Source organism: Streptomyces sp. NPDC093149 (assembly GCF_044754145.1).
Lineage (GTDB): Bacteria > Actinomycetota > Actinomycetes > Streptomycetales > Streptomycetaceae > Streptomyces.
Map to the genome: position 1 here is coordinate 1 of NZ_JBIVON010000062.1, position 4,629 is coordinate 4,629.

General features: G+C 66.3%; 4 protein-coding genes and 2 pseudogenes. 4 read left to right on the forward strand and 2 right to left on the reverse strand.

Annotated elements, in window-relative coordinates; genetic code table 11:
* Window positions 1-222 precede the first annotated feature (222 nt).
* From ACIQCZ_RS42385 to ACIQCZ_RS42400, 4 genes are all read left to right on the forward strand, one after another.
* Window positions 223-645 carry a hypothetical protein gene (locus tag ACIQCZ_RS42385; protein ID WP_402291543.1) on the forward strand — a complete coding sequence of 141 codons (423 nt, stop codon included), beginning with the start codon at window positions 223-225 and terminating at the stop codon, window positions 643-645.
* A gap of 121 nt (window positions 646-766) precedes the next feature.
* A complete protein-coding gene (locus tag ACIQCZ_RS42390) occupies window positions 767-1,528 on the forward strand; it encodes an RNase A-like domain-containing protein (protein ID WP_402291547.1) in 762 nt (253 codons plus the stop codon).
* Between the two features lie 136 nt (window positions 1,529-1,664).
* Window positions 1,665-2,942: a hypothetical protein gene (locus ACIQCZ_RS42395; protein WP_402291545.1), complete on the forward strand. Its 1,278-nt coding sequence runs from the start codon at window positions 1,665-1,667 to the stop codon at window positions 2,940-2,942.
* A 322-nt stretch (window positions 2,943-3,264) separates the two neighbouring features.
* Complete coding sequence (locus ACIQCZ_RS42400) at window positions 3,265-3,480, forward strand: DUF6207 family protein (RefSeq protein ID WP_402291549.1); 216 nt, start codon at window positions 3,265-3,267, stop codon at window positions 3,478-3,480.
* Window positions 3,481-3,516: 36 nt separating this feature from the next.
* Here ACIQCZ_RS42400 and ACIQCZ_RS42405 read toward each other — a convergent pair.
* Window positions 3,517-3,741, reverse strand: a pseudogene (locus ACIQCZ_RS42405) (transposase); the annotation flags it as partial.
* A gap of 110 nt (window positions 3,742-3,851) precedes the next feature.
* Window positions 3,852-4,430: pseudogene (locus ACIQCZ_RS42410) on the reverse strand (AAA family ATPase).
* Window positions 4,431-4,629: the final 199 nt, after the last annotated feature.

Below are 4,629 nucleotides of genomic sequence, written 5' to 3' on the forward strand. Positions count from 1 at the left end.
CGCTACGAGAAACGCGCCTACATCTACCTCGGCACCGTCACCCTCGCGGCCCTCGCGATCTGGCTCCGAACATGATCCAAGAAACAGACCCTAGATAACCCACCGCCATCTCCGATGGCGACACAAACAGAGGAAGACGCTTGTCCTGCCGCACTGGGCATGGCTTGCGCCTCCAGCGGGCAGATGTGATATCGAGCATAAGCCACACTAAGGGGGAGTTACATGCAAAGGCGCAAAATTGCTCGATTAACAGTGGCGGCGGTACTGCTTGCGGGAGGAATGACGGCCGGGGCGACTGGCTCGGCCAGTGCTTCGGAACCCAGGACGAACGCAAAGCTTCAAAGCTGCCTGGGCGAAGCGCTCACCTACACCAGCTATCCGGGTTCCAGCAGCTCCAACTCCTACTGGCCCGAGAGGGGTAACACGGCTGCCAAGTCGTCGTGGGAGGTCTGCAAGGACGTCAACATCAAGACCAACTCCACCCGCGAAGTCACGGTCTGCTTCCTGCGCACCGGGTCGTGTAATGGTTGGCACCGGGCCACGGCGGGACAGTGGACGGTCATTGCCTCCTCTGTGCTCCCCAGCACCTCCTTCTACCTTCAGTTCAAGGGAGCGGCCCGGAGCACCTTCAAGCTCGCCTTCTGAGAATCCCCCAAGGCAGTCGGCTGCCAACACAGAAGGGGTTCTTCCACCCTCACGAGGGTGGAAGAACCCCTTCTGTGTTGGCTCGTCGATCTTCTCGTCGATGCGCTAAATCTAGCTAGATATAAAGGAACGACCCGGTCGAGCAGGAGAAGGACGTCAAGTTCACCTCCCTGCTGGCCAACCTGGTGATCTTCCACAACACCCTGGACACCGTGTCCACGTCGCCGGACGCGGCTGGACGCTGGTGTCGGAGCTGCGGGTCGGAGACCGGTTGCGTTCGCCGGACGGGTCACTGCATGCCGTCGGGGCACTGCGTACCCGTACGGCCGTCGAGGACCCCCGGGTGTACGACATCACGGTCGATGGCCTGCACACGTACTACGTACGCGCCGAGGGGCCGCGGGCGAGTGAACTGCTCGTGCACAACTACGCAAATCTCAGCGACGAGCTGGCCTTCCCCAGCAGCGGCGCCCACACCCTGAGCCGTCACGTCAACCCGACGCCGCAACAGGCCATCGACTTCGCCAAGGAGAACGAGCGGAAGGGCCTGGCCCCGATCAGCACGGTGTGGACCAGCCAGGACATCGCGCAGCAGGCCGTCGAACGAGTACTCGCGGACTACTTCTTCCCCCGCGGCAAGAAGCGGACCGCCAGCTTCGACGCGTTGGACAACTTCCTCAACAAGCGGGGACAGTGGCGCAACAAGGCGGAGTTCCCGATCACCGGTTCCTGGGATCTGTACGGTTCTCTCGGAACGGTGTACAAGGCGTCCGGGGGCTCGGAGGCAGCGGGCAACGGGGTCCGCGTGATTTTGAAGAGGCTGCCCGGCAAGAAGGGGCACGAGGGGTACATTATCTATACGTCGTACCCCATGCCCAAGTAGTTGCCCCGCTGTCCTTCTGACGGCACATCCGTGAATGGGTACCCCCTGTCACACCCGTGGTGAGCCCGTCCGTCCTCACGACGGACGGGCCCACCTCTGTGACCTCACCCGGTAGATCAAGGAGCCGACACCGACCATGGCACGGCAGCGCGAGGAGTACGGCGAGCTGTTCGAGGGCGACTTCGGCCTGAGCGCGCTCGCGGGCGGGATCGCGGCCTCTCCCGAACCACTCGACCAGGACGGTGTGATCCGGCTGGCAGCGGAGGTGGCGGCCGATGGCGACGGCGAGGGCGCAGTGGAACTCGGCCTGGACCTCAACCATCTGCTGGAAACCGGTCTGTCCGACGAGATCCTGGACACGGTCTGGACAGCTGTAACCGGCGACGACCGCCGCTCGACCGCCACCAGGGCGGACACTCGCGATCGGCTGAGCCGGCTCGCCGCGCGCTACCCCATACCGCCTGGGGCCGGAGCCCCGGGACCCGAACGGGAGACGAAGTCACGGGCCGACGTAGTCGCGGAGGTGAGGGCATCGGCGGCGGACCTGGGGCACGCGGCGGCAGAGCCGACGAGCGGCACCGACGAACCCGGCGCCGCCCTGCCGGCGGCCCTGACCACGATCGTCAACCACACCGACGAGGGGCTCGGCCTGCGTCTTCTGCTGCGCGCTCTCAAGACTCGTCACCTTCTCGTGACGAAAGAGCGGTACGACCGCCTGACAGCCCTCGGCAGACAACTCGGATACCCCGGGCCCCTCGTCGGCGACGGCCTGAGCGTGGCATGGCCACCCATCGACCCGGCCCGGCGGGACGGGGAGGGCGACTTCGGCCTGTCCGCGCTCACCGCGTGGTTCTCCTGGGAGTGGGCGGAGCCCACCGCTCGCGACCGACTGCGTGCAGCAGCCGCGGCCGACGACGCGGCCCAGACCCCCGGGTCCGCAGCGGCGCTCCTGCTCGTGGACTCCCTCCGCCTCCTGCAGTCGCCGCTGCCCGACGACACCATCGCCACACTGTGGCACGAGGCCACCGGCGGGGCCCATGATCCCGGACGCCTCGGACTCAGCCCCCGGGACTGGCTCAGGACGATTACCGAAGCATGCCGCGCACACCTTGCCGAGGTCGCTCCCGGCCACCGGCACACCACGCCACCGGTCGACCCGGCCCACCAGGACACGGTGCTGCGAGAGGTACGGGAGTCGGCCGCCGTGCTCGGTGAGGCACCGACGGCGGCGGTGGAGGACGTCGTCACCCGGGTGGACCCCGACCTCGGCTACCGGTTGCTCCTGCGCCTGCTCGCCGTACGGGCCGCCCCCCTCACCGAGAAAGGGTACGCGCGCCACTTGGCGCTGTGCCGTCACTTCCACTACGGCGCGGAGCACGTGGCCGAGGCCGTCGAACTGCTCCAGCACCGCTGACCCGCGCTCCTGCTCCGACCTGTTCCCAGAGGCATGAGCATCCTGGGGCCTGCGGACCGCCGAGACTGAAGGGCCAGACATCCGCCTCCTCGTCGACATCCTCCAGTACATCAAGGAGTGGGCCACCCACCCCCTGGCGTGAAGCACCACCGGTACGGCACCGGGGGTGGCCTTCCGTAGCTTTATCGACGACTCACGACAGCAGTTGTTCGCGACTGCTGTAGCGCTGCTCCTCGACATGTGCAGAGCCACACCTCGCTCGTACGGATGGCGTGCACGGCGCCGACGAACCCAGCCAGGCGATGGCCGCGTCAGAAGCAACATGAACATCGACACCCAGCACATCGATGAGCCCGGCCTCGTGGTTCTCGACATCACCGCCGCCGACGAGACAACTACCCACGCCGTAGTGGCCGAGCTGGAGCAGTGGTGGGCCACCTCCGGCATCGTGCCCGTACAAAGCGAACCCGGAGCGCAGGGTGTGAAGGCCCGCGTATACGCGGACATCCGACGCCGCGGCCCCGCCGCCTCCGCATGAATCAGCGGCCGCGTGCTGGAGATCAGGACGGCCCGATCTACTGTAACTCTCGTGGTCGTAGCCGCGGTCGGCGTAGAGGTGCTTCGGGCGGCGCAGCGGTTGGGCGCGTTTGCCTCGGATCGGCGGGACGGCTCGGATCAGTGGGATCAGCTGGGTCACGTCGTTGCGGTTGCCGCCGGTCAGCGTGGCGGCCAGCGGGATGCCGTGGGCCTCGACGATCACGTGGTACCTGCTGCCGGTCTTGCCCCGGTCCACCGGAGACAGCTGCCGCCGCGTCCATACCGGCGGCCGGCCCGGCTTGTTGCCCATGGGTAACAACGTCTCCGCCGCACTGTGTATCCGTCAGATCCCCACGCGTCGACCGGTGATCATCACGGAGCTTGATCCATCTTGGAAGTGGAAGCCAGGCCGATCACGGACAGGACCGCCTCGACCGTTTCTTCGAGTGTCTGCGCCGCGTTGTCGATCCAGGTTCCCTCCTGCTCGAGCTCTGCGCGCATCGCCGCGTCCAGGGGCGCCCAGTCAGTAGCCAAGGACTTCTGCCGCGCCTGGTTGCGGTGCCACGCGGTCGTCGGGCCTGGAGCCAGAATGACGATGTGGAGCGGTTTGGCCGTGAGCGTCGTGCGATAGAAGTCAAGGTGGGAACGGCGGACCACGACGTCGTCGAGCACGGGGATGAAGCCCGCTCTTACGAAGCTGTCAGCCAGAAGACACGCGTTGCGAGCCCGCAGGAAGATCTACCGGTCGGCTTCCGTGTTCGCGGTCGGCGAGGGCCATTGGCCACCGCTGACGATCATCTGCTGCAGTGCATCCACCTCAACATGGGCCGACATCCCAAGCCTGGCAGACAGCGCAGCGGCCACCGTGGACTTACCGCTCCCGGGAATGCCGGTGAGCAGGACAGCACCGGCAGCCGGCTCGCGGTCGATGGATACCGGATGCAAGGTCATGAGAATCCTCCGTGTGGCAGCGATCAAGGCCTTGAGAGGGTAGATGACCACTCTGTCCCATGACCCCGGGCCGTCGACCACTTGATCCACTTCCGATACACGCACTACTGAACTTGATTGGGTGATGTCGGGCCGTTCGCCTGACATCAGCTGAGTCGGGTCGGTAGCTGTGGGGTGTGAGATACGCGCAGGACGGCGG

What these genes read in the sequence shown, in the direction of transcription:
- ACIQCZ_RS42385 (WP_402291543.1), top strand. Translation starts at nt 223, where the DNA reads ATGCAAAGGCGCAAAATTGCTCGATTAACAGTGGCGGCGGTACTGCTT.
- ACIQCZ_RS42395 (WP_402291545.1), top strand. Translation starts at nt 1,665, where the DNA reads ATGGCACGGCAGCGCGAGGAGTACGGCGAGCTGTTCGAGGGCGACTTC.
- ACIQCZ_RS42400 (WP_402291549.1), top strand. Translation starts at nt 3,265, where the DNA reads ATGAACATCGACACCCAGCACATCGATGAGCCCGGCCTCGTGGTTCTC.